21 protein-coding genes are annotated in these 21,947 nt (G+C 28.3%); 10 read left to right on the top strand and 11 right to left on the bottom strand.

Annotated elements, in window-relative coordinates:
- The 6 genes from OCHUTO_RS03775 to OCHUTO_RS03755 all read right to left on the bottom strand — a co-directional run.
- Positions 1-716, bottom strand: a 716-nt coding sequence (locus tag OCHUTO_RS03775; RefSeq protein ID WP_045797476.1) for a tyrosine-type recombinase/integrase, incomplete at its 3' end; no start/stop codon positions are given.
- A 611-nt stretch (positions 717-1,327) separates the two neighbouring features.
- Positions 1,328-1,495 carry a hypothetical protein gene (locus tag OCHUTO_RS06590; RefSeq protein ID WP_232296992.1) on the bottom strand — a complete coding sequence of 56 codons (168 nt, stop codon included), beginning with the start codon at positions 1,493-1,495 and terminating at the stop codon, positions 1,328-1,330.
- A gap of 357 nt (positions 1,496-1,852) precedes the next feature.
- Complete coding sequence (locus OCHUTO_RS06585) at positions 1,853-2,206, bottom strand: diacylglycerol kinase catalytic domain-containing protein (protein ID WP_232296991.1); 354 nt, start codon at positions 2,204-2,206, stop codon at positions 1,853-1,855.
- A 59-nt stretch (positions 2,207-2,265) separates the two neighbouring features.
- Complete coding sequence (locus OCHUTO_RS06580; protein ID WP_232296990.1) at positions 2,266-2,646, bottom strand: NAD(+)/NADH kinase; 381 nt, start codon at positions 2,644-2,646, stop codon at positions 2,266-2,268.
- A gap of 15 nt (positions 2,647-2,661) precedes the next feature.
- A complete protein-coding gene (tsaD, locus tag OCHUTO_RS03760) occupies positions 2,662-3,702 on the bottom strand; it encodes a tRNA (adenosine(37)-N6)-threonylcarbamoyltransferase complex transferase subunit TsaD (protein ID WP_045797477.1) in 1,041 nt (346 codons plus the stop codon).
- 22 nt (positions 3,703-3,724) lie between these two features.
- Positions 3,725-4,234 (bottom strand): CarD family transcriptional regulator, encoded by a 510-nt coding sequence (locus OCHUTO_RS03755; protein ID WP_045797475.1) that lies wholly within the window; start codon positions 4,232-4,234, stop codon positions 3,725-3,727.
- A 390-nt stretch (positions 4,235-4,624) separates the two neighbouring features.
- Between OCHUTO_RS03755 and OCHUTO_RS03750 the strand changes: the two genes are divergently transcribed.
- From OCHUTO_RS03750 to OCHUTO_RS06575, 6 genes are all read left to right on the top strand, one after another.
- Positions 4,625-5,311, top strand: a complete 687-nt coding sequence (locus OCHUTO_RS03750; RefSeq protein ID WP_045797474.1) for a DUF2659 family protein — start codon at positions 4,625-4,627, stop codon at positions 5,309-5,311.
- A 43-nt stretch (positions 5,312-5,354) separates the two neighbouring features.
- Positions 5,355-6,683 (top strand): PQQ-binding-like beta-propeller repeat protein, encoded by a 1,329-nt coding sequence (locus tag OCHUTO_RS03745; protein ID WP_045797473.1) that lies wholly within the window; start codon positions 5,355-5,357, stop codon positions 6,681-6,683.
- Positions 6,684-6,797: 114 nt separating this feature from the next.
- Positions 6,798-8,540, top strand: a complete 1,743-nt coding sequence (locus OCHUTO_RS03740) for a hypothetical protein (RefSeq protein WP_045797472.1) — start codon at positions 6,798-6,800, stop codon at positions 8,538-8,540.
- A 98-nt stretch (positions 8,541-8,638) separates the two neighbouring features.
- The gene (locus OCHUTO_RS03735; protein WP_045797471.1) at positions 8,639-9,820 is read left to right on the top strand and encodes a phage portal protein; all 1,182 of its coding nucleotides are present in this window, start codon (positions 8,639-8,641) and stop codon (positions 9,818-9,820) included.
- A gap of 9 nt (positions 9,821-9,829) precedes the next feature.
- Complete coding sequence (locus OCHUTO_RS03730; RefSeq protein ID WP_045797470.1) at positions 9,830-10,102, top strand: hypothetical protein; 273 nt, start codon at positions 9,830-9,832, stop codon at positions 10,100-10,102.
- 289 nt (positions 10,103-10,391) lie between these two features.
- The gene (locus OCHUTO_RS06575; RefSeq protein ID WP_232296989.1) at positions 10,392-10,595 is read left to right on the top strand and encodes a hypothetical protein; all 204 of its coding nucleotides are present in this window, start codon (positions 10,392-10,394) and stop codon (positions 10,593-10,595) included.
- 1,205 nt (positions 10,596-11,800) lie between these two features.
- Here the strand turns inward: OCHUTO_RS06575 and OCHUTO_RS03720 are convergent.
- From OCHUTO_RS03720 to rpsF, 4 genes are all read right to left on the bottom strand, one after another.
- A complete protein-coding gene (locus OCHUTO_RS03720) occupies positions 11,801-13,267 on the bottom strand; it encodes an Npt1/Npt2 family nucleotide transporter (RefSeq protein WP_045797469.1) in 1,467 nt (488 codons plus the stop codon).
- A gap of 133 nt (positions 13,268-13,400) precedes the next feature.
- Positions 13,401-13,919, bottom strand: coding sequence for a 50S ribosomal protein L9 (gene rplI, locus OCHUTO_RS03715; RefSeq protein ID WP_045797468.1), 519 nt, complete (start codon positions 13,917-13,919; stop codon positions 13,401-13,403).
- Between the two features lie 34 nt (positions 13,920-13,953).
- Complete coding sequence (rpsR, locus tag OCHUTO_RS03710) at positions 13,954-14,250, bottom strand: 30S ribosomal protein S18 (protein ID WP_045797467.1); 297 nt, start codon at positions 14,248-14,250, stop codon at positions 13,954-13,956.
- A 56-nt stretch (positions 14,251-14,306) separates the two neighbouring features.
- Positions 14,307-14,663, bottom strand: coding sequence for a 30S ribosomal protein S6 (rpsF, locus tag OCHUTO_RS03705; RefSeq protein WP_045797466.1), 357 nt, complete (start codon positions 14,661-14,663; stop codon positions 14,307-14,309).
- 251 nt (positions 14,664-14,914) lie between these two features.
- Between rpsF and OCHUTO_RS03700 the strand changes: the two genes are divergently transcribed.
- Together OCHUTO_RS03700 and OCHUTO_RS03695 are read left to right on the top strand one after the other, a co-directional pair.
- Positions 14,915-15,664 carry a winged helix-turn-helix domain-containing protein gene (locus OCHUTO_RS03700; RefSeq protein WP_045797465.1) on the top strand — a complete coding sequence of 250 codons (750 nt, stop codon included), beginning with the start codon at positions 14,915-14,917 and terminating at the stop codon, positions 15,662-15,664.
- A 105-nt stretch (positions 15,665-15,769) separates the two neighbouring features.
- Entirely contained in the window at positions 15,770-17,449 is a 1,680-nt protein-coding gene (locus OCHUTO_RS03695) for an ABC transporter ATP-binding protein (protein ID WP_045797464.1), read from the top strand.
- Between the two features lie 345 nt (positions 17,450-17,794).
- Here OCHUTO_RS03695 and OCHUTO_RS03690 read toward each other — a convergent pair whose 3' ends face one another.
- Positions 17,795-18,595 (bottom strand): exodeoxyribonuclease III, encoded by an 801-nt coding sequence (locus OCHUTO_RS03690; RefSeq protein ID WP_045797463.1) that lies wholly within the window; start codon positions 18,593-18,595, stop codon positions 17,795-17,797.
- 594 nt (positions 18,596-19,189) lie between these two features.
- Here OCHUTO_RS03690 and OCHUTO_RS03685 point away from each other — a divergent pair.
- Together OCHUTO_RS03685 and OCHUTO_RS06055 are read left to right on the top strand one after the other, a co-directional pair.
- Complete coding sequence (locus OCHUTO_RS03685) at positions 19,190-20,314, top strand: ankyrin repeat domain-containing protein (protein WP_045797462.1); 1,125 nt, start codon at positions 19,190-19,192, stop codon at positions 20,312-20,314.
- A gap of 800 nt (positions 20,315-21,114) precedes the next feature.
- Positions 21,115-21,264, top strand: a complete 150-nt coding sequence (locus tag OCHUTO_RS06055) for a hypothetical protein (RefSeq protein ID WP_198139663.1) — start codon at positions 21,115-21,117, stop codon at positions 21,262-21,264.
- Positions 21,265-21,947 lie beyond the last annotated feature (683 nt).

The following is a 21,947-nucleotide window of genomic DNA, read 5'->3' as shown; positions in this document are numbered from 1 at the left end:
CATTTGATTATCTCGCTCTTGTCTTTCTTTACTACTCGTAAAAATTTCGGTATTTCATCGTAAGTTAGACGACGTTCTCTCGCTTGCATTTTATGTTTCTCTATTCCTAGTGCAGGGTTTTTTTCTATTAACCCCCATTTTATTGCCTTATTAAATATACTTTGTATACCTTTCAGGACTTGATTTGCTCCTCCATATTGCTTCTTTTTAGTTATGTTGTTAAATACTTTTTCAATATCATTTTTTTCAATCTTATTAATCTTTTTGGAGTATAATGATTGACTTGCATGATTATATATTTTTGCAGCGTATTGTTTCCAGTGTTCAGTATATATTTTGCTATACTCTTCAATATACTTATTATGCAGCTCTTCAAATGTTATATCTTGTTTTTCTTTTATACGCTTCTCATTTTCCTCTATATATTTCTTACGTTTTACTTCTCTCGGATCTATGTCTTTCGCCAGTAATGTCTTGAGTTCCCTTGCTTTTTTTCTAGCGTCTCTAACTGATAAATCTGGATATGGTCCTATTTTTATTTTTAGCCCCTGGTTTTTATATTTCTTGTACAAATAAAAGATTTTTGTTCCACTACTCGACACTCTTAAAACAAGTCCTCTTTCAGTTTCATCTCTATAAACTATTGTTATTTTTTCATTCGGAGTGTCTATTTTACTTAGTAATCTATTTGTAAACTTTAATACTATTGAAGACATAATTACTATATAATTTATGTATATTATTAATAAATATTACACTGTGGTTAAATAACTGATCAAATAATTATGCTTGTTTTATAGCAATTTTTTTATATTAATTCATTCATAATACATCTGAATTGAAAAACGCTTGATTTACCCTTAGGTTGTATGCGTTTCTTGATCATTAGTTCAACTTCTGAATTAAAAATTAGTGCTAAATTTCCTAAATTTATTCTCCTTATATTCGACCTTTTGCATTAATTTTTTTATAATATTGACAAATTTTGCAAATTTAATTACAGTTAAGGTTGAATATTAATTACAAAAATTAATAAAAGTTAACACAAGTTAATAGCAGGTTCTATAAAGTGCGAAAGTTAACAAAAATTAACTTTTCTTCTTCTTTAGATTGAATATGACTTTCAACCTTTTTCACTAGGGTATGACACATGGAGTATTACGCTATTTAAGGTTATTTTTATTGTTGTCCTATTCTCAACTTCAATAAAACCTGTGTCTCTTAATTCTACTAAGCCTTGCCTAACCTTGCGTTGACAAACATTTAACTTATCCTCAAAAAGCTTATAACTCTCCTGTAATTCCTATATATCGTTGTTATAATAGCGCTACAGTATAAATACTATGAATGATAGGAGTTGTTTAGAGGTTCTGCTTAAAGCTTTTCTATTATCTCCAATCAGATCCTTCCACTCTGCTGGTATAAAATTTCCAATAAAATGGTAAAAAATTGTGTCATTAATTGGCACTGTTATTTTTAGTAAAATTACAACCATCGGTTATAATATCGAGTACTATATGTTGCACTTTCTGCCTCCAAAAATACAGCTATAGTTAGGTAGTTTTAGAAAATAATTTTTTTATAAATTATTCTACAATTGTTATTCAAAAGACCGAATATAGGTCACATAATAACTCTTATGCAAAACCTATTTTTCCTCTTCATACTGATTCTATCTGCCTTACAAGACCAGTTTTTCTATAGGCAAACTTATGAGCATACAGAGTTTCAATCTCTTTTCTTAACAACATTGAATACAGATTATGCATCTTTTTTTTAAGAATTATATACTTTTCTAGTATTCTTAACTTATATTAGTATTTTGAGATATATATTCACTGAAAGTTAAATTTTACGTACAAAACTTAAATTGTTCTGTAAGCAATTTATATGTTAAATCACTTTCAGCATTAAAAAGTAATTTGACTTGCTTATTTTTGGCTTCTCTAATGTTTATAGCAGTCACATTATAAATTTCTTGTAAATCAGCTGTAAAATATCCTGGTCTTACTGTACAATTATGTATAGCAATATCAATACTATGATCATTAGGTATTAATGCTCCATGCCAGCCCTTTGGCCTAAATGGAGATATTGCAGTCATTGATAATAAATTTGCTGATAATGGTAAAATCATTCCGCCTGCTGCATAATTGTAGGCAGCACTACCAGCTGCTGTTGCTACTAATATGCCATCTCCAAACAAACTAAGCCGAAATACATTATTAGTTTTAATATCTAACTTAATTGCTTGAGAGCTATATCTTAGAACAGTGCACTCGTTAAAAGCGAAACAGATTTTTTCTTCAGTACCATCATTATGAGATACCGTTGCTTGTAATGGATTAATAGTGACTGTTTAGCAAAGTAAATTTGTTCTATTAAGTCATGTTTACAGTTATAGCTATTCATTAAAAACCCTAAATTTCCTACATTAATGCCATAAAATCCTACTTTTAAATGCAGAAAATTTTTTAAAGCCTGTAAAAATACACCATCATCACCAATAACTATTATAGTTTCAATACTACTGCATTCATTTTGATTACTAAGTGGTAAAATATTATATTTTTGTTGTAATTCGTTAACTATCTTTATCGCTCGAGTCAAATTAGTAGTAAAATACTTTATGTTTTTTGTATTCATGAATAGACTATTAAGTTAAAGATGTTCAACGCACCATTTAGCTCTTGGAATAAAATCACTGTTAAGTAAATTTGAGTGGAATCTTTCTATTCCTGCCCAAGCTATCATTGCTCCGTTATCAGTACACAAATTACTAGGTGGAGCAACGCCATAATATCCATATGCACTAGCTAAATCAAATATTTCTTGCCTCAAATACTGATTAGCTGCTACTCCACCAGATATAACAAAATATTTTTTTTTATTAATTTTACTATTGCTATTGCAACAACTTTCAAACAATTTAATAGCATTAATACTACGGTGTTTTAAAATCTGAACTACAGTATATTGAAATGATGCACATATATCATAAATTACTTGCTCAGATAAAGAGTCGATACTAAATATCAATTGCTTAACTGCTGTTTTTAATCCTGAAAATGATAAGTTGCAGCCAGCTTTAGTTATCATTGATAATGGTAAAGAATATTTGTGTGGATTGCCTTTGATAGCCAATTTTTCAATTTCTGGCCCTCCAGGATATTTGAGATTTAATAACCTAGCGGTTTTATCAAATGCTTCACCAACAGCATCGTCGATAGTTTGTCCTAAGATTTTATATTTACCAACGTCAAATACTGCAATAAATTGGCAATGCCCACCTGAAATAAGTAACAACAAATAAGGAAAGCTGATATTGTTGTTGCTTAGCCGCACTGCTAATATGTGACCTTCTAAATGATTTATCGCAAAAAAAGTTTTATTTAACGTGCTAGCAACTGCATGTCCAAATACTGAACCTACTATTACTCCTCCAATTAAACCTGGTCCTGAAGCAGCTGCAACTATATCAATCGCTGTTAAATTAACTTGAGCCTGATTTAAAGCTTCCTCCATAGCATATTTCAAATTTTTTAAATGAGACCTAGCTGCAATCTCAGGCACAACTCCATTATAAGGAAGATGCTCAGCATGCTGGGAAAGAACTATATTAGCAAGAATTTTTCTATTATTATTAACTACAGCAATAGCTGTATCATCACAACTAGACTCAATACCAATAACATTCACGATCACAAATTCTTATAGTATGCTATTACATAGTGTTTTTATTTTTTATAGTTTCTGTTATTTTTTCGATGACTTCTTCATATTTCAAAGATTCCAAAATAGATAACTCTCTTGCAAGCCTAGTTAATGCTGATTCATAAATTGATCTTTCACTATATGAGCGATCAATTTCAGAATTTTTATAAAGATCTCTAACTACCTCTGCAATGGAACATAAATCACCGGAATTAATCTTATTTTCATATTCTTGAGCACGACGACTCCACATTTTGTTGCCTGGCTGTGACTGACTACATAATATTTTATATATTTTATCAATGTTAGTTTTATAACTGATTGATCTTAACCCTGAAGAATTTTGGCTATCGATTGGTACTCTTAAAGTCATTTTATCCATTGGAAAAGAAACAACATATACTTTGAACTCTTTTTCACGGAATGCATAATTTTCAATGCCTATTACTTCGCCTACTCCATGAGATGGATAAACTACTTTATCACCAATCTTAAATTGTTGATGTTGCTTTGTTTCCATAATCAAGTATTATAATCCTTAGTTTAATGTTGCATTAGACTTTAAGTATAAATTTAATGCTAAAAAATATCTATAATCTTTAATATTATTTATAATATTTAGTTAATAAATAACAAAACCAGTATATCTAACTAAGCTATATCATACTTTACTCTGTGCTGCAAGACATTTTAATTAATAAATAACAAACAAATAACTATAATAACTCTAGCTTCAGATAACATTAAGAATATAATCATACAATCAAGTTAAGTTTAACTTAGTAAAATGCATATACTTTACATAGTATTTATATTATAATATCTTGCAAAAGAATAGCAGACTTAATTAAAGTAGCTTCATCTTTGTTATAAGATAAACATTAATAGTATAAATTATTTAGATAATTGCATGGTGGATATACTACAAGAAATTAAAGCTTCTGATCATTATCAAAAATGCCTGCTATACTATAAAAAGTTTTTATTAGTAGTACTTAGTTTATCACTTCTTATAGTAATAGCAATGATAGCAAATAACTTCTATAATGCAAAACAAGAGGCTTATCACCAAAGAATAACTGATATATTGATAGAATTACTAGATCCATCAAATAGCGATGAGTTAATTGTTCAAAATTTAGAAGATTTTTTACTATCTAATTATAATACTAAACTTCAAGAATTAGCTCATATCCAATTATTAAATCATAAGATTAATTATGGTAGCTTTACTGAAGTTAAACAGTTAGCAGATGAGATTTTAGCAAAAAAAAATTATAGTGATATTACTAAATCATATGTTAGATTAAATCTGTTAGCTATGGCTATTGATACTATTCAACAAGATGGTAATAATAATAATAATTATAATTTACAATCTAAATTAATAGAGCAGCTTTTTTCAGAATTTAGTGCAGCCATGCCTTTTTGGGCTATCGCTTCGATTTACTACGCTATTTGGGTTCATGAAAACGGTGATGATAATAAATCTATACAGTGTTTGAATGCAATTATAAAAAGTAAACATGCTTCCTGGAATTTAAAATCTCAGGCTAAAATGTTAAAACAAAGTTATGAAGTCAACATGCAGAATTAATAAGTTATAGTTTGAAGTTAAAATTCAGTTAAAATAGGTTTTTATGAATAAAAAATTATCGTTAATATCATTATTATCTTTAATGCTATCAAATACTACTGTTTATAGTATTGAATCTTCAGCTAATTTAGCATCCCCAGAAGCAGAAATTAGTGCTGGTAAAGTAACGCTGCCAACTGCAATTTCTATACATAATTGGAATAATACCAATACTAGTAATGTTGCTATTAAAGAATTTATTACATTTAACAAAATAAAGTTATCTGATTTCATATCAGCACCGCCTATTATTGTACAAGATAAGCTCTTTGTACTAAATGATTATGCACAAGTAGTTTGCTATAACCTCAGCAATATGAAAAAAGTTTGGATAAAAGAACTAGAGCATCAATATAGAAATAGAAAAAAATTCGATGGAGGAAGTATACTATTTAATAATGGAAGGCTTTATATTAGTTATGGTAGTAAAAACATAGTTATACTTAATGCTAGTAATGGAACTGAAATTTTAAATAAAAAACTACCTGATATAGTTAAAGCACCACCATTAATACATAACAATTTAATGTTGGTATTAACAGTAAATAAACAATTATATTGTATAGATTTAACAACTGCAGATATCATATGGATACATCAAGGTGCCCAAGAGCCACTTATTTGTAACAGCTTAATTGCTCCAATAATAAGAGGCAATTTAGTTATTGCTAGTTATTCTTCAGATCAAATTGTAGCTTTAAATCTGGAAAATGGTAAGCTAGTATGGTCAATAAGTTTAGGTAAGAATATAACAGAAAAAAGTTATTGGAATGCGCTTTCGTTATCTAGTTTAGTATCTCAGCCTATTATTGATAACGATATGCTATATATAGCAAATGAGGGAATTATCGAAGCTCATAAGTTTGATCTTGTTGATACAGAGAATCAAAAATTACAAAAATCTTCCATACAATGGAGTAAAAATATTCCAGGCATTAGTAATTTTAATTTAATTGGTAACACATTGTTTATTACAACTATTGATGGAAATTTATTAGCTGTTTTGGCTAGCAGTGGTGAAATTATCTGGATAACAAACTTATATGGTAATAATCAAGATAGCACCAGTATTAAAGGTAATAAAAATAAGTTTTTTTCACGTATTAAAAGCAAACTTATAAAATTAGGGCCAAGTAATGTTCAGTACACTCTTGTTCCTATAGCTGTAAATAACAATATAATAGTGGTTAGTAAGTACCAATGTTTAGTTATTTCTTCAAGCGATGGTCACATAGTATCTCGTATACCAATTAATAAAAATCCTAAATTTTTTGCTATATCATCAGATAAGCTATATATTTTTGGTGATAGGTATGTTAATACTAGTAATTAGTTCTTGGATAGCAGTAGGATTTAAACTAATGGTTTTAGATTTATACTATGTGGTTTCTAAAATTATTAAAATCAGGTAAGTAATATAATAAAAATTTAGGGAGGTCTTAATTATATGGAACAGGTCATTGGAACAGCAACGGGAATATCTACAGGAGTAAAAAATCTTGGTAAAAACAAATCTTCTAGTACATTGGTAAATAGTTATCATTGTCTTAATAAAAATGCCTCTAATTCAGGAGTTTCAACAAATCTTATTAAAAAAACTGAAGATAAGCCAATACAATGCAATTCTACTGTACAACTATTTAAGCTAGTTGAATCAGAAAAGAGTGGGCAAATGTTGGCAGCTTTGATAGGATCAGTAGATAACAGTAACATAAATATCTTAGACGAAGCAGGAGAAGGATTTGTTTATAAAATTGGAAATAATAATATACTAAATCTATTAGATAAGTACCATCTTTTCTATCAGCTTAAATCTAAAGGAGCAAACTTTGAGCAAGAGGATAATTTAGGCAATACAGTTGCTAATATTTTGCTTAAGAAATATATAGAAACTAGTAACTCCAAAATATTAGCATACTTTCTATATAATACAGATATCTGTATTCCTAATAAGGCATTTTTTCTTTCTCTTATGCAGCATCTTCAAGAAGCAGACAGTCATAAATATTGCGAAATGCATTTATTTATAAAAACCATTGAAAACCTACAAGAAAAAAATATTTCACTGAGTACTAATGAAGTAGATATGGCTTTAAAATTACTACTGTCTTACGGATTATCATCATCTTGTACTTTGCATTATCAGAATGAAATATTATATGCAGCTAAGTATGTTATGGATTATTATCAGCAAGCTTTAGAAAAAAATGTAGTTAATAAGTTTATAAAATATATGCAAAGTAATAATAGTATTTCATTACCTGTAGCTCAGTTTGGAGTATCAGTTATACAGCATCTATCTAGTGATGGAGCTGATCTTCAGCGGGTAATATTAGACTCTTTAGCTAAAAAATATTCATATGCAGATAAATCAAAAATATTACAACAGGCTATAGGAATAGCAGATTCTGAAGCTTTAAATGATTTGTCTAACGGAAATACATTTTTACATGTTCTAAAAAAAGAAAAAGTTCAAGATTATCATAAGCTTGTTGGTTATGCTATAACTTATGGAGCTGATATCAGTTTGCAAAACAATAAAGGGAAAACAATTTTTGATAATATTGATCTAAAAAGTTATAATGATCAGCTTCTTATACGTGAAATTATACTAAGCGGTTGTTTAGATAAATTATGCGCTGTAAGAAATAATGATGGTACATCGTTTTTTCAGAAAGCAATTAAATTTATAGCAAAAGAGCAGTTTATACTGCCAGAGATTAAAGATGCAATTCTAGAATTTAACCCTAGCCAAGCATTATTATATCTAGCAGAAATGTGTAATAAGCATAAAGTTAATTTACAGTCAACTTTAGAACTTGTACAAGATCTTAGCACTAAAACTGATTCAAGTCATTTTATAATTAATTGTTCCCGTAATACTTTAAAAGAAATATCTAAGTTACCATATTGGTATGTAGTAATTAGTTCTTTGGACAGAAAAAACTACGTACCTTCTTTAATAAAAGCAAGTGGAAAGTTATTATATCCTTTATCAGACAAGGAAACTAAATTAAACAATGAGGCTTTGTGTAAGCATCAGGTTACTCCTTCTGTACCAGAATTGGATACTAATGCATATTTCTCACAGAGCCAAAATTCGATAACGAATAGTAATATTTCAGAGAATGAATTAGCAATGTTACCAATGGCAGAAGCTCTTGGAGAAGTATCATCATGCACAATTTGAAATTCATTTGATCATGAACTAAAAAACTTGGTAAACAGCCTTAGTCAATTGTTAAATATTGTTATTCTGTAATTATAAGATTTTAGGTTATTGTAGCAATGATTAAAGGTTATTTACACAAAATTTTTAATAAAATTCTTTTTATTAAGAAAAATACCGATTTTAAAAAGTTTCAGTCTTTTAATTTACAACATATTAATGATAATAGCACAGGTACAACTATTGATGCTTATTTTCAAAATGTTATAGTTTATCGGTGTGTTAACTTAATAGCTAATTCAGCAAGTCATGTACCATGGTATATAAAAAAAAAGAAACAGCTGACATATGAAAGATTGTTACATCATCCAATACTTGATTTGCTTCAACATCCAAACTACAGTACATCAGGTGCAGATTTTTTTTCTGAATTAATTATTAATAAATTACTTACTGGCAATGCTTTTATATTAGCTACAGGTATAAAGAATATGTTACCTAAGGAGCTATACTTACTTAATATTAGTGATGTAGAAGTACAGGAACAAGCAGGGCAGATTATAGGATATCGCTATCCTCGTAACAGTAATAACTTTTATCGAATTAGTCATGCTTATGATAAGTGTCCAATATTACATATGAAAAATTATAATCCATTAAGTAAGAAATATGGTATGTCTTGCTTAAATGCAGCTTCTACACCAATAAATTTATATAATCAAGTTGTACAATGGAATTATGCTTTGCTAAAAAATGGAGCTCGGCCCAGTGGAGCACTAATATTAAAAGATAGTAATGCTTATTTAAGTGAAGAGCAGTTTGAAAGATTGCGAGATCAATTATTGCAAAAATATACTAGTTCATCAAATTCTGGTGCCCCTTTATTATTAGAAGGAGGACTTGATTGGAAAGAAATGAGTATTAGTCCTAAAGATATGGATTTTATGGAATCAAAGAATTCTGCTGCTAGAGAAATCGCTTTAGCATTTGGGGTTCCTCCACAGTTATTAGGAATTAATGGTGATAATACATATAGTAATATGCAGGAAGCTAGACTAGCCTTATGGGAAGAAACATTAATTCCATTACTTGATCGTATTGCTGATTCGCTAACTATGTGGTTCTCAAAACTATTTAAGGAAAGTGTTATCATTGACTTTGATAGAGATTGTATATCAGCTTTAACAGAAAAAAGGGAAAATTTATGGTCTAAAATTTCTACAGCAAATTTTATGACGATAAATGAAAAACGCCATATAATATCTCTTCCTCCAATAGATGGAGGAGATAAATTATTGTGAGTAAAATGGATGAATAAGCAGTTAATTAAGCTATCTCAATTAACCATTTATTTAGTTGATTCCTTAGAAGAAGAGTTAATTAATCTTAATAGATATGAATGTAATAATAAAATTACTAAGTTTAAAACTATAGTTAACATATTTTCTAAAACAGTAGACACTATTTTACAGCTACAAAAATTTAATAATGATAACCAAATAGAACAATCTAATTCTATAACAGAAGAAGATTTAAATATTATTAAACACTTTATTGATAGGCATAAAACACTAGATAGTTAACATAAATATAATTTTAGCAGAAATAGGTTAAGATTTATCAATGATCTCAGTTTTTAATTAGTAGAGAATAATGAAGAACAGAATTTTCAAGATTATATACAAATTTTAGATAAAGATTGCGAAAAAGAGATTAAATCACTAATAACAAATATTTTCAGAGTTTCAAATGATGAAAAATACCATTTCAACAGAAAAAGGCTAGAAAAATTTTAGCCACTAACACCAGAAGATGCAGTTATACTGCAACATAAGTCTAATAGGGGTTTTCAACATATACTTTATCAATAAGTTGCTATTAAAGATAGCAACTCAATATTTAAATTATCATTTTGGTTGTAAGACATCAGTTCTAAACTATATAACAAAGGCGCTAGCAAATGAATTACGCAGTATAGATCAGGCAAATAGCGACAACCTTAGATTTAAGGATGTAGAAAATTTTAAGGAAAAGTATCTAACTCAAATTGAAATAGATCCTAGTAAAATAGCTTAAAAATTTTAACCTCTTGTAGTTTTGGCCCAGCAGTTCGTACTAGGTTCTTTGTTGTTAAGTTATTTAAAGAATATTACATTAACAGAATGTGATAAATCAAAAATATTAGAAGCTATATAGAATGTATATGGAATTCAGCAGTTGCAAGTTACATCATTTGAGTAACATAAAACTGTTTCACAGCAACAGATCAGTAAAGAATAGTATCTGCTAGAATTAAGCAAACAACTGGATTCTAATTCAATTTGGTACAAAGTACGAAGAGCTTTAGTTAAACATTGTGGTCAAGCTATTGATAAAACATGGTTTAGTACATTAAAAGTTATACAGGAATAATCTTAATAGATCTATAGTCTATGATACAAGTTGCTTAGAACCTGAATTTGCTATAATAGCAATGCTAGGATATAGGTAGAGTAAGTATTATAACCATAATCCAATATTAAAAATAAAAGCTGTTAGAAGACATATAAGAAGTTATGATCCTTCCAACTAAGATTTTCTGCTTATGTGTAAGACTTAAAAAAACAGAGTTTGAACAAATAAGTATCAAAAAGATCTGTAATACTTACTCTACCTATATTTTAGCATATTTATTATATCAAACTTGAGCTATAAAAAGGTTCTTTGATCTAAAATATATAAAATTCTGTTTAGTAATGCTGTTCAACATGGAATTCTTTCATCCATATATTATCTCTTTTAACTAAGGTTTGGAAGTTTTACTTAAAACTTTAGCATTATCTCTAGTTAGATTTTTCCATCCTAGTGGAAATGGTATTTTCAATGAAATTAAAAAAATTATACTATTATTGCTGCTATCTCTTCTTGTAATTACATAACTATTGCTTGTAAATATTATGATTATAGATTGCTAGCTATGGTAGAAGCTGTCAAAATTTATTTAAAAATTTTTATTTTTTCTAAACATATAGTGAATGTACAAATTTTATATACAATTTTTACCTTCAAACACTTACAATAGCATAAAATGCTAGGTAAAAGGTACCTATTTGCTATTTTTTTTTATCAAGAGAACATAAGATCCTTACCCACAACTAATTTGTGAATAGCAAAAAGCAAATTTCCTGAGAGGATTTTTTTCATTTTTGTACTGTAAATATAGGGGATTATAGTAAATAACTTAAACAGCATACTTAATAAAAGTTCAAAGCTTTTTTGTAAAAATTGCATCATATTTTTTATTAACTTGCTATAGCTTTAATATATTCACGGTTTAAAATCGCAACAGCTAGAATCCATAGTATTACTACTAGAAAAAATATAGCTCCAAAATAAGGAGAAGCATCAACAAAATTAAAGCTTGGTAATAATATAAAGAAAGTTGATTGGATAATTCCGCCACCAGACTTACCAAGTCTACCACCAATAATATCTACAGCTGCTTTTCCTTTAGTTTTTAATTCATGGTCAAGAGGAATATATGCCATTTCTTTTGTAGAATCAAATAATGAATATTTTGTCGCTTTGCTTAACACATTTTGCATAGTTCCAATAGCAACTGCAATAGATAAAGGAGCTATGTTGGTTATATATAATGAAATTGAATTACCTAAAAAGATAAAGCTAAAAAATGCTAATCCTGTAATTAAAATCATTAAAGGAGTAAATATTGCAGCTGTATACCATGATACTTGCCTTAAAATGTTGCTCCCAACTATCATGAATAATATTGCTACAGCTCCTTGCCATTTTTGAAAATTTCCCATAAACATACCATATGCCTCTGCCGTTGGATATAATTCTCTAGCTTTTGCTTTCCACACCCCTTCCACTAAGTTAATAGATATACCATATGAAAGCACTAGTATAACTATTAAACCTAGATATTTTGATGAAAAGATTAACTTAATACTTTCTAGCATCGATAATTTAGCTTTTTTCTTAGTTGTTTTTTGTATTGATGGATCATATAATTCAGGATCTGATATTACATAGTGATTAATATAGGCGTAAGTTAATATAATAAATATTCCAGCTATAATGCATATAGATATAACTGGAGTGTATTTAAGCTTAGCTTTTATTATGCTGTTTTCGCTTAAAAAATTTTCTAACATATATCCAGTTAATAGAAGCGAAAAATTTCCTAATAAACCAAACATTGAATAAAATCTTTTAGCTTCTTCTGTCTTTGTAATTTGATTTGCAAATTGCCAAAACAAAAGAGTAAGCATTACACTACCCCATAATTCAGCTATAGTATAGAAAGTTGCATAACTCCATTGTCCTATAATTTTAATAAACCATTGAAAATTTGGATACTGCACGCTAAATCTTACAATGGTCTCAGGATCTGGATGTATCAACTGCCCGTTAGGATAAAGAACTGTAACAAATACAATTAAATAACCAAGAAAAAATGAAGTAATAGTATAAAATACTTTTGTAACACTCATTATATTACATAATTTCGTATATATTAACATTGCAATAATAGCTGATGGTAACACAATATAAGTTTTTAAAAAGCTGATTACTTCAGGGCCAATACTAGTTATTACTAAGCTATCTTTAATAGAACGTAGTGCTGAATAGTTAAATAATATGAAAAACATCATTAGTGCCATAGGCAAAAATTTCTTGTTTTCGTGATATTCAATAGGCCAAAAAATTTGGCGAAATTTCTTTAATTTTTGATCTATATTCATTTCTTTAGTATCAATAGTTAAGTACTAGTTTGCTTTTTAATTGAAGCAAAGCATATCATCAATTAATTACTACTTTAAGTATAATTGCAACAGTTTATAGCTCTTTAATTAAGAGCTTAAAGAGCTATAAAACTTATAATACAACATTGTGTTCTTCTGTGGACTCATTAACTTGCTGCATTGCATTAAATTTTTTCAAATATTCTTGAGCTTCTGTATTTGAACGAGCAACATTAACAAAAATTTTACAATTCACTTCAGCATGAAGTGAAACCTCTACTTCATGTATACCTACAGTTTTAATTGGTTTAATATCAATGTGAACTTTAATATCAGAAGTTATTTGCAATTTCTTAATAATAGCTTTTGCATTAACTGATCCAAATAACCTACCATCATCACTTGTCTGGCAAATGAAAGTAATGAAACTTTTATCAATCTTACGCATTATTTCTTGAGCTATAGCAACTCCTTTTTGATTCTTTTCATTCAGTTGTTGCATGGTTGATTTAACTACTTCTAGATTAGCATTAGTTGCTCTAATAGCATAATTACGAGGTAGTAGATAGTTACGACCAAATCCATTTGCTACATCAACTATATCCATTATTTTGCCAAGTTTTTTTACTGGCTTTATTAAAATTAACTTCATATCTGTACTTTATTAAGAATTGTCAAAGCATATCTTATTGTGGTAGTAGAGAAAGTTCTCTAGCAATTTTAATTGCTTTTGTTAATTCTCTTTGTTTAGCCCTACATACATTAGTTACTCGTCCTGGTAATATTCTACCACATTCTGAAATAAATTTTGATAAAAGTTCTGGATCTTTATAAGTTATGATCGGGGCTACGCCATTTGGAGCTGATAATGGACAACCCTTTCTTCGTCTAAAAAACACTTCTTTACTAGTTCTGTTAGCTGTACGCGTCAAAGTTTTATTTTTTAAAGTACTTGTTTTTGGAATGTCTATATTTTCGATCATAAATTTTACTATTTTAAGATATTCTATGTATTATGCATTCTTTATATAATATTACTTTAGCCAGTTACATCTACCGTAGGCTGCTCGAAGTTTTGATTTTTTAAAATAGGAGAAGCATTTTGACTAACTTCTTTAACCTTAATAAAACGATACCGTATAACTTCTAAGTTATTATTTATTTTATTTTTTAGCTTTTCTAAAATATTATTATTAATACAAACAGCAAGCATAATATAGTGCGCCCTTTGGTTGCGATTAATTTTATACGCTAAAGACCGCATGCCCCAATATTCATGTTTTACTATTTTTCCTTCATATTTATTAACAATGCTAATTAATTCCTCTGTTAATTTATCAACTTCTGTACTAGATAATTCTGGTCTCACAATTAAAACCAATTCGTATGAACGCATAACTTTCTTAATTAATTAAATAAAGATATATCTTTAAAAATTTCACCTCGTAAGTATATCAATTTACACTAATAATTCAAGAGCATATATATTAAATAAATGCTATTTATATTTATTTACAATCATTTAAATAATTATAAACTTAGATTATATTTAAGTATAAAAACTCTTGATTTCTTAATCATAGGTTGTATTATTCTTACTTTATTACAATTTTTTTAATAAAATGCCATAATTTAGTATAATAATTTATGTATACAGAAAAGTTACCACCACAAATTTTGATCATAGACCTCGATGAGATGCGACGTATTGCTCTTTGTAATATTGTAGAAAGATCATGGTTTAATGCTATTAGATTAAACCATAATCATGATATTGAAGCAAGTAGTGCTAATGCAGTGCTCATGCTTGCTCCAAATTTAATTATTATTAGTTCTTCTATTGCAAAAAATATTGCGATTGATGTATTTACTCAAAAACTTAGAGCTGCTGCACAAAAAAAATCTTCTCAAACAGATGTTCCTATAATCTTTATTCTTAACCAAAACGATAATATTGAGGTTTATAAAAAATTAGATAATGGTTTGATAGAAATTTTACAATATCCTTACACAGATTCTGATATTATTTCAGCAATAAAGTCCTTGTTGCGTAAGTCTAACCTAGTATTAAAGAATAGAATACTAAAATATAAGGACTTAACCATGGATCTATCTACCTATAAAGTATATCGTGGAGATAAGCTAATTTGCTTAGGGCCAACTGAATTTAAAATATTGCAACTTTTATTAGAAGAGCCAAAAGTAATTCTTTCACGTGAAAGAATTATAGAATGTGTATGGGGCCGAGAACATAAGATTGAGCTTCGAACAGTTGATGTGCATGTTAATAGACTAAGAAATGTTATTAAGAACAATAAATTTGAACCTACTTTAATCAAAACTGTTAGAGCATCCGGGTATTGTTTAAATTTACCTGGAGAGGCAGATCATACTTGACAATAAATATTTATACACTTTAATAACATGTTTTAAATTATTTTACATAACAAAAGTATGCTACAGTATATTTATTACAATTCAGTATAATATTTGGAATAAGATTTGAAGAAATATAACTCGTATACCAATGCTATAACAATAAAAATATTGCTATGCAATTACATTAGTCGATACAATAAGTTGATATATATAGCATCAATATCTATGATTATAGCAGCTATAGCATCAGTACTAATTATTAAATTATCTCAATTAATTATTGATGAAATTTTTGTTACTAAAAGAAATTCGATCTTAATTGTTGCATTATTAATGGTTATTGCCTTTATTATAAAAGGCATCGCTCAATATTACCAGAGTTATCTTACCAAGCTAGTAGGATTGAGCATTATGCAAGATTTACATCTAAAAATGTATAAGCACTTAATTTTAGCAGATTTAGAATTTTTACAAAAGTTTTCATCTGGTAAAATAGTATCAAGCTTTACTAATGACATAACGATTATGTGCAGAGCTATTTCCAGTTGTATTAGCACAGCTCGCCACTTTTTTAATGTCATTTTTTTTACTGGATATATATTCATCTTTTTAGATCAAATGCTGTCTTTATTAGCATTAATAGCATTTTTTATTGCTGTTTATATTACTCAAAAATTAGGTTGTATAATACATAAGTATACTTATGTCAATCAGGAAATTTTTAGTAATTATATTTCAAAATTAAATGAAACATTTCAAGGTATTAAAGTAGTAAAATCCTATTTAGCAGAAGACTATGAAATTTTAAGAGCTCAAAAAAAAATTCAAGAAGTCTCAAAATCATTTACTAAAATTGCTAAAATTGCTGCCTTAACTTGCCCGGCAATGGAGATATTAAATGGTATTACTATAGGAATCATTATTTGGTATGGAGGATTATTAGGTATTAAAGATCAAATAACCCCTGGAGAATTAATAGGTTTCATATCTGCGTTTGCAGCAGCCTACCGGCCTTTAGTAAGCTTATTATCTCTCAATGCTGATTTTCAAGAAGGTTTATCAGCTGCAAAGAGAATATTTAAAATACTAGACACTAAATCGAAAATTGCAAACAAAAACAATCCCATTGTTGTTAATTTAGCGTCTTCAAATAAAATAGATTTTGTAAATGTTTCTTTATCATTGAATGATAGATCAATTTTACACAATATTAATTTTTCTCTACTAGATGGAGAAACTGTAGTATTAGTAGGTAAGTCTGGTAGTGGTAAGACTTCAATTGCTAATTTGATAATGCGGTTTTATGATCCATCTACTGGTAGTATAAAATTAAACAATCAAGAATTGAAAGATATTCCTATTCGATTATTAAGAAAAAATATAACCTTAGTTACCCAAGAAACAATACTATTTAATGCCTCTATTGCAGAAAATATTGCTTACAGCTGTACTAGCGCTAATTTGGAACAGATAGTTGATGCAGCAAAGAAAGCTTCAGCTCATGAGTTTATTATTAATATGCCACATGGGTATAACACTAAACTTGGACCTCAAGGTAATGAGCTATCTGGAGGACAAAAACAAAGGATATCTATTGCTAGAGCATTGTTAAAAAATGCTCCAATACTTATTTTAGATGAAGCTACTACTGCATTAGATCAAAACACAGAAGCTACTATTTATGAAGCAATAAAAAAGTATCGCAAGGATAAAATTAACATAATTATAACTTATAGAAGTCATACTATAAATTTTGATAAAATTATTGTTCTGAAAGATGGAGCACTCATTGAAGTAAAATAATCTAAGTTCTTGTGCATTTAATTAATACGATTATCAAGATAATAGAAACTAATAGTCTTGATACACAAGATATAAGTAAACAAATTACAGGAATTTTTTCTGTATATATTTTTAAACTTTATATAAATTTTGTTATGTTATATATTTAAAATACTTGTTATACTTCAGTTAATAAGGAAAAGAAAGTATAAAACCTCAGTTTTTTTGGATTAAGATTTTAGAATTAATAGTTAGTTTGAGCATGCGTAAATTTTACCATCACAATATTAAAATCTAAAAAAATACCTTAGCATAGATATATCTATATTTAAGAGATATGAATTTTAAAGTAATATTATACAAACGCTAGATATTTTTTTCTGAAAAAACTGCAGTAACTGGAGCATGATCTGAGTTTTGATAAGTGTTATGGCGATTAATATAACAATCAGTAGCTTTTTGAGTAATAGTAGGAGTACAAAGTATGTAGTCAATGCGCATCCCTAAGTTATTTTTAAATGCTCTGGATTGATAACTCCACCAGGTAAACTCTTGTTTATGAGGATAAATTAATCTATAAATATCTATGAAATTACTATTTATTAACCTACGTATAGATTGTCTTTCAGGTAAGGTGAAACCAGTAGTATTTTTTAAATTTGCAGCAGAATAAACATCATTATCATATTGGGCAACGTTAAAATCTCCCCCCAATATTATTGATTCCCCTACATTTCTATTTCTTAAGTACTCAGTTAGCTTATCAATAAAAGTAAGTTTAGTTTGATATTTCTCACTATCTACCTCTCCTCCATTTGGTACATAAATTGAAATAATTCTAATATAACCTACACCACCAGTTAAGCATTTTGCTTCAATAAATCTTGCTTGATCTGGGCAGGGATTACATGGAAAATTAAATTTTATATCTTCTAAAGGAAATTTAGACAGTATTGCAACTCCATTATATGATTTCTGGCCATTAATGCTAAAATTATATTTATCTAATTCATTAATTTCATGTAAAGGGAAATTATGTTCCTCACATTTGATTTCTTGCAATAAAACAATATCTGGTTGTTCAGTAGAAATATGCTCATTTAACTGAGATGTTCTTACTCTAATAGAATTTACATTCCATATTGAAACCTTTAGTTGATTGCGCATAATTTAAGTAACTATAATAAGAATTTGTTAATTGTACTTAAAGCTATCACTTTTTTTCCTGTTTTTCAAAACTTTAAAAATTTTTTTAACCTTAGTTTTTTATTAGGAATTTTAGAATTGTATAATAAGATTTAGTATGCTTAAGGCAATAAACTAGAGTTTTAGATGAAAATGGTTTAGCAGTTATTATGATTATTTAGAAGTGTAGAGAAAATACTATATAAGTTTCCGAACTATATTTAAAGAGTATCTGATGAAGAAATATAAAACCTCTCTGTTTTGTAGATAAATTAGCAATAAATTGATAACAATTTATACTTATTTATTAACTCCTAAAAAACTGACTAAAACTTCAGAGATAAGCTATTCATAGATTTTAACAACTGTACTAATCTAAAACTCAGGTTGTATTAATTCTTCCCAATCTAAAGCTAAGATTGTTACTAAAAATAGTAGTGCAATCTTTGATTGATTTTTTTTGTTTTATATGTAAATATTATCCATAATATATGTAACCATCGGTTGTAATATTTTTCATAGATGCTTTATAAGCATTAACTAACTGATAAGGATAATATTTTCAGGAGAATAAAAATGTATAATTTACATGAAGCTGTTAAGTGTAGTAACATAGAAGAAGTAAAGCGTTTACTTAATGAAGGTAATTATGATATCAATGAACTAGACGAGCATAGCTGTACTGCTTTACATTATGCTACTGAAGCAAGATGTCCAGAAATTGTGGAACTTTTACTAACTCATGGATCTGATGCTAACTTAGCAGATAACATGGATAATACTCCATTGCATCATGCTGTTGAAGCATGCTGTTTAGAAATTATAAAGCTTTTATTAGATTATGGAGCTAACGTTGATTTTCAGAATTCAGATCATAAAACTCCTTTATGTTATGCAATTATACTTGGTAATACAAAAGTTATCGATCTTCTGTTAGACAATGGAGCTAATATTAATTTAGTGGATCCTGATAACAATACTTTATTACATAATGCTGTTCAAGATAACGACATAACAATTGTAAAGACTTTATTAAGATATGGGGCAAATATTAATTTACAAAATAATAATGGTCATACTCCTCTTAATATAGTTTGCACCAAACTTACTCAGAATCAAAAACACTATCAAAAAATGGCACAGCTGCTAGTTGCTTATATTGTTATTGGCTTGGAACTTGGTAATTTGGATAGTAACTCAGCAGAAGTAATATTAAATAAGTCTATTATAGATGAATTCAAAATACTGAATGATCTTGAATGCCAATGTAAGCAAGAAATAGAAAAAATGAACAATATTCAGATTGGTAAAAATAATCTCTCTTTGTTTCACTTGTTGCTTATAGAACGAAAAAATATAACTCTGCTATCGAAATATGTTAAGCATCCTTCAATTGCAAGCTATCAAGTAGAATTTCCTCTGTGCTCAGCTTTTCTTGAGGAATCCGTCAATGCAGCAATAAGTAGAACTAAATTACTAGATGGTGCAATTGCATCAGTAGATGATATATTTACCTCTTCTAGTCAAACGATGACTTTAGGAAGTGCTACGTCTTGGCTTCACTTATCCAATGAAATAAAGTATATGATAATGGAATCCTTAGATAATAATGATTTAGCTCTGATCCAACAAACTTCTGAGCAGCTTGAAGTTGAAAATGTTGAAGTTGCAGGCGAATCTAGTAGTTTCCTAACACAATAAGTAATTTATCCATTAATACTCTTCTTAGCACTCAGTATTTTATGCTACTATAAGGACCTGAAGTGCAAAAATTGTATACAAAGTTGATATATTGACTTTTGCTTAAAAAAATGAAATATTTTACACAACTTCTACAGCATTTAGGCTATAATTTAGGCAATTTATGATCAAACCATATTTTATAATTTTATTGGAAATTTTTCTCCAGCAGAATGAAGAGATGGATAACTGATGCAGATGGAAAAGCTTTAGGAAAAACTAAAATGCAGCAACTAGCATTGATAGTTCATCAACTATAATAATAATGGGAATATAGAAGAATTACAGGAAAATTACACTTTTTTCAGAATTGTTAGGTATTAAGCAGCGTAGAATTAGACAGTGTTTAGTTAAATTAAAAAAAGCAGGTTGAATTGAGTATAAAAATAGAACTATAACTAAAGATGGTTGTAAGTTTTATCACACTCCATGATAAAACTCGTCAGAAATTTTCAACATATTAGTAACTTTGAGAAAAAGATCTAAATGAAAAAATTTTTCTCCGAACCAGAAAAAAAAATTTCTGGTACATATTAGGTATATAAATTTTGCAGTTATATCGTTAGGACCATTACTATAATAGTCATTCTCTATAGGTAAGACTGGTCTTGTAAGGCAGATAGTATCAGTATGAAGATGAAAATAGGTTTTGCATAAGAATGATTATGCTCCCTATATTCGACCTTTTGAATCAAAATTTTAGAATAATTCATAAAAATATTCTAAAACTACCTGCTATAGCTGTATTTTTGGAGGCAAAAGTGCAACATATAGTACGCGATATTTTAACCAATAGTTATAATTTTACTAAAAATAACAGTGTCAATAATGATACAATTTTTTACCATTTTATTGGAAATTTTATACCAGCAGAGTGGAAGGATCTGATTGGAGATAAAAAAAAGCTTTAAGCAAAACCTCTAAAAACAACTCCTATCATTCATAGTATTTAGACTGCAGCGCTATTATAACCACGATATAGAGGAATTACAGGAGAGTTATAAGCTCTTTTTTGAGGATAAGTTTTATACATGGAGTATTACGCCATTTAAGATTATTTTTAATTGTTGTCCTATTTTCAACCTCAATAAAACCAGCGTCTCTTAATTCTACTAGGCATTGTCTAACCCTGCGTTGACCAACATTTAACTTATCCTCAAAAAGCTTATAACTCTCCTGTAATTCCTCTATATCGTTGTTATAATAGCGCTGCAGTCTAAATACTATGAATGATAGGAGTTGTTTAGAGGTTTTACTTAAAGCTTTTTTATTATCTCCAATCAGATCCTTCCACTCTGCTGGTATAAAATTTCCAATAAAATGGTAAAAAATTGTGTCATTATTGGCACTGTTATTTTTAGTAAAATTACAACCATTGGTTAAAATATCGCGTACTATATGTTGTACTTTTTGCCTCCAAAAATACAGCTATAGCAGGTAGTTTTAGAAAATAATTTTTTATAAATTATTCTAAAATTTTGATTCAAAAGGTCGAATATAGGGAGCATAATTATTCTTATGCAAAACCTATTTTTATCTTCATACTGATTCTATCTGCCTTACAAGACCAGTTTTACCTATAGAGAATGATACT

It is taken from the genome of Orientia chuto str. Dubai, assembly GCF_000964595.1.
Classification (GTDB): Bacteria; Pseudomonadota; Alphaproteobacteria; order Rickettsiales; family Rickettsiaceae; genus Orientia; species Orientia mediorientalis.
Note: the sequence above shows the minus strand (reverse complement) of the source record. Positions and strands in the feature narration are given on the sequence as shown.